Below are 3,970 nucleotides of genomic sequence, written 5' to 3'. Positions count from 1 at the left end.
CCGTGCGACGGCCGCGGGACGGGACGAGCGAGTGCTTCGAGCGCGGCGAGCCGGACATGGCTCCCGACGGGAAGTAGCTCGAACGTGGTATCGTGGACGCTCACGGCTATATGTCGGAGTGCTTCACGAGCGCGGCCGAGTTCCTCGTGGAGATTCCGGAGTCGCTCGCTCCCCACGGCTTTCTCGTCGAACCGATGAGCAACGCCGAAAAGGCGATTCAACACGCGTTCGCGACGCGGTCGGCGTTTACGTGGGAACCGGAGTCGGCGCTCGTCCTCGGGAACGGCCCGCTCGGACTGTTGACGCTAGCGCGACTCGCTCGCGACGTAGACGACCTCTACTGTCTGGGGCGGCGAGACCGACCGGACCCGAGCATCGACATCATCGAAAAACTCGGAGCGACCTACGTTGATTCGCGGGAGACACCGGTACCAGAGATTCCAACCGAATACGGACACGTCGACATCGCCATCGAGGCCACCGGGTACGCGAAACACGCGTTCGAGGTTCTCGATGCGCTCGCACCGAACGGCGTGGGAGCACTCCTTGGCGTTCCGAGCGACTGGGAGTTCGAAATCGACGGTGGGCGACTCCATCGCGAGATGGTGCTGCAAAACAAGGCGCTCGTCGGGAGCGTCAACTCTCACATCCCGCACTTCGAGATGGCTATCGATACCGTATCGTCGCTTCCGGACTGGTTCATCGACGACGTGGTTACCGAAATTGTTCCGGCAGCGGACCCGTCGGCCGCCTTCGAGCGAAACAAAGAACAGATCAAGACAGCCGTCGAGTTCGTCCCCCCGTCGGAACGGTAACCGCAAGCGACCGCAGACTCAGAGCAACTCTTTGGTCCGTCGAACCGTTCCGAGCACCATCCCGGGAATGTTTTCTTCGAGTCGTTTGCTACTCAAGCGGTCGGCATGGCCGACGACGTACACAGCGGCTACCTCGTTGTCGTGTTCGAAAGCGACCGCAACCCCGTTTTGGTCAGGGTGTTGCTCTCCTCGCTCGATGGCGATGCCGCGCTCGCGGACGTTCGTCAACTCATCTGCGAGCACGCCCGGGTCTGTAATGGTGTTGTCCGTGCGCGCGGGGAGACCGACAGCGTCGACAACGTGGTCGACCTGCTCGTCCGTGAGGTGCGCGAGTATCGCTTTCCCCGGCGCGGTACAGTGGAGGTGTTGGTCGATTTCGACCGTCTCCGAACGGTCGCTGGTCGATTGGTAGAGATTGACGCCGTAGGAACCCTGTTTGACGAGAAGTCCCGTCGTTTCGTTTGTCGTCTCGGCGAGTTGGTCGATGAGTTCGTTCGAGGCGCGGTACAACGGAGAGCGCCCCCGAATACGCGTTCCGAACAACACGAACCGATACGACAGCGCATATTCCACGCCGACTTTTCTGACGTATCCGAGTTCGCGTAGCGTTGCGAGATGCTTGTAGGTCGTGCTCCGCGTGAATCCGAGTTCCTCAGCGAGGTCCGAGACGCGGACCGGCCCATCACGGTCCGCCATCTCCTCGATGAGGGCGAACGTTTTTTTCGGCGCGGAGAGCGTCGGTACCTGGCTCCGGTCTGTCATATCACGAGGTCGGAGAAGAGCGGTTTAACGGTTTCGTGGCGGACCGGCGAGAAAACAGCAGGACGACTACCAGTCAGTGATACTCCCGTCTTCGTTCCGCCACGTCGGGTTGTGCCACTCGACGTGAGCGCCCGAGCGTGCTTCGACGGTTTCCTCGTCGATTGAGATACCGAGCCCCGGCTCATCGAGCGTGTCGAGGTAGCCATCTTTGAAGCTGAAGACGCTCGTGTCTTCGAGGTAGTCGTATGCGGGGCCGCGGTCGGGTGAGTGAATGTCGAACCCGTTGTCTTGGACGACGAGGTTCGGAATGTGCGTATCGACCTGTAGCGAGGCCGCGAGTGCAATCGGGCCGAGCGGACAGTTCGGAGCGATTCCGACATCGTACGCTTCGGCCATGGTTGCGAGTTTGACCATCTCGGAGATACCGCCTGCGTGGGAGACGACTGGCTGAATCAGGTCGATAGCGCCTCCGCCAAAGAGCTGTTTGAAGTCCCACCGCGAGTAGAGTCGTTCGCCTGTCGCGATTGGGATTTGCGACTGGGTGGCGATTTCCGGGAGATATTCGACGTTCTCCGGAAGTACTGGTTCTTCGACGAACATGAGGTCCAGGTCGGAGAGCCGAGTAGTGAGCATCTTCGCCATCGACTTCGAGACACGGCCGCGGAAGTCGACGCCGATGTCGACCGTGTTGTCGACCGCCTCTCTGACCTTCCGAATTCGGTCGACGACCTGCTCTATCGAGGCGGCCGTTTCGATGTGCCGCGTCTGGTTCGTCGCGTCCATCTTGAGTGCGGTGTAGCCGGTGTCGACGAGTCGATGGGCCTCCTCGATGACATCGTCAGGACGGTCACCACCGACCCACTGATACACTCTGATTTTGTCTCGGCTCTTGCCACCGAGGAGTTCGTAGACGGGAGCGTCGTAGTGCTTTCCTTTGATGTCCCACAGCGCCTGATTGATGCCCGCGATTGCGCTCATAAGAATCGGCCCGCCACGGTAGAACCCGCTTCGATACAGCGCTTGCCAGTGGTCTTCGATTCGAAGCGGGTTCTTGCCGACGAGGTAGCCGTCAAGCATCTCCGAGACAGCCGTCTTCACCGTTTTTGCTCGCCCTTCGACGATTGGCTCTCCCCATCCAACGAGCCCCTCATCGGTCTCTATCTTGAGGAATAACCAGCGCGGAGGGAGTTCGTAGAGGTCGTACCCGGTGATTTTCATAGCGCGGTATTTCGACCAGGGTGTAATAACTTGTCGTGGTGGCGGCGCAGTTGGCCGATTATCCGTCACGTGGTGTGTCGTCAACTCATGTAACACGGCCACACATAACAATGAATTATAAATAGTGTCATTTCTATAGTGGTATTGTCTCATGGAAGACGCTAGTACGCGCAATCTGTCGCGGAGACAGCTTCTCGCAGGTGCCGGAGCGGCAACGGCAACTGGCCTGACGGGTTGTCTCGGGCAGTTTGGCAACAAGACGAAACAGAGTAGTAACGACGTAACCCTCCAAGCCCGGCACTTCGCAACTCCCGGCGTCGAGAAGTTCTACGAGAAACACGCCGCGAAGTTCGAAGAAGAAACGGGCATCGCCGTCGAAGTCGAGACGATGGGCTGGGGCAACGCGAAGCAAAAACAACTCAACAGCATCACCAGCCGCGACGGTCCGGATATCGAAGAAATCGCATCGACGTGGATGCCACAACAAGTGCAGTCGGACGCATGGATGGACCTTGGTGAACTCGGGATCAGCCTCGACGGCGTCTACGACCAGCCGACGAACGTCGCAAACTACGATGGCATTACCACCGGCTTCCCGTGGTTCTGGGGTCCTCGCGGACACTTGGTCCATCAGGGCATGCTCGACGAAGCCGGAATCAGTGACCAACCGACGTCGTGGGACCAACTCGTCGAACAGAGCAAGCAGTTCAAAGAGACGTTCCCCGAAAAGCATCTGTTCGGGCTGCCGGGGGCGAACAACTGGGCAGTTACCCAGTTTTACGCCATGTTCGTCTGGCAGGCCGGCGGGAGCCTTCTCTCCGACGACAAATCGGAAGCGGTGTTCAACAGCGAAAGCGCCGTCAAAGCACTCAACTTCTACAAAGACCTCGCGACGGAATATGAGGTCGCCCCGAAGGCGTCCGCCGAGTGGGACGGTCCCGCCCGCGACAGTGCCTTCATCAACAAGCGCATCGCGGGAACGTGGAGTGCACTCAACACAGTCGATAAGGTCGTCTCCGAAGGGGACGCAACCCGCGACTCGATGGCAGTGTACAAACCGCCTGCGGGCCCGAACGGGCAGACCGCAACGTCCTACAGGGTCATCCTCGCCGGTATCCACCCGTGGAGGGCATATCCCGACGCAGCTGCCCAGCGGCTCAAGTACCTGATGAGAA

3 protein-coding genes and 1 pseudogene are annotated in these 3,970 nt (G+C 59.7%); 2 read left to right on the top strand and 2 right to left on the bottom strand.

Annotation, left to right across the window (positions count from 1 at the left end; translation table 11 throughout):
* A pseudogene (locus QT222_RS04955) lies at positions 1-815 on the top strand (glucose dehydrogenase); the annotation flags it as partial.
* An 18-nt stretch (positions 816-833) separates the two neighbouring features.
* Here the strand turns inward: QT222_RS04955 and QT222_RS04950 are convergent.
* Together QT222_RS04950 and dgoD are read right to left on the bottom strand one after the other, a co-directional pair.
* The gene (locus QT222_RS04950; protein ID WP_004056411.1) at positions 834-1,577 is read right to left on the bottom strand and encodes an IclR family transcriptional regulator; all 744 of its coding nucleotides are present in this window, start codon (positions 1,575-1,577) and stop codon (positions 834-836) included.
* Positions 1,578-1,643: 66 nt separating this feature from the next.
* Entirely contained in the window at positions 1,644-2,795 is a 1,152-nt protein-coding gene (dgoD, locus tag QT222_RS04945) for a galactonate dehydratase (RefSeq protein WP_491476500.1), read from the bottom strand.
* Positions 2,796-2,946: 151 nt separating this feature from the next.
* On the opposite strand from dgoD, the gene QT222_RS04940 reads away from it, so the two are divergent.
* A partial coding sequence (locus QT222_RS04940) for an extracellular solute-binding protein (protein ID WP_491476499.1) occupies positions 2,947-3,970 on the top strand: 1,024 nt, incomplete at its 3' end.

The sequence above is a fragment of the Haloferax sp. s1 genome (assembly GCF_058382125.1).
Note: the sequence above shows the minus strand (reverse complement) of the source record. Positions and strands in the feature narration are given on the sequence as shown.

Coding starts and splice junctions, on each gene's coding strand:
- dgoD (WP_491476500.1), bottom strand. CDS start 2,795: ATGAAAATCACCGGGTACGACCTCTACGAACTCCCTCCGCGCTGGTTA.
- QT222_RS04950 (WP_004056411.1), bottom strand. CDS start 1,577: ATGACAGACCGGAGCCAGGTACCGACGCTCTCCGCGCCGAAAAAAACG.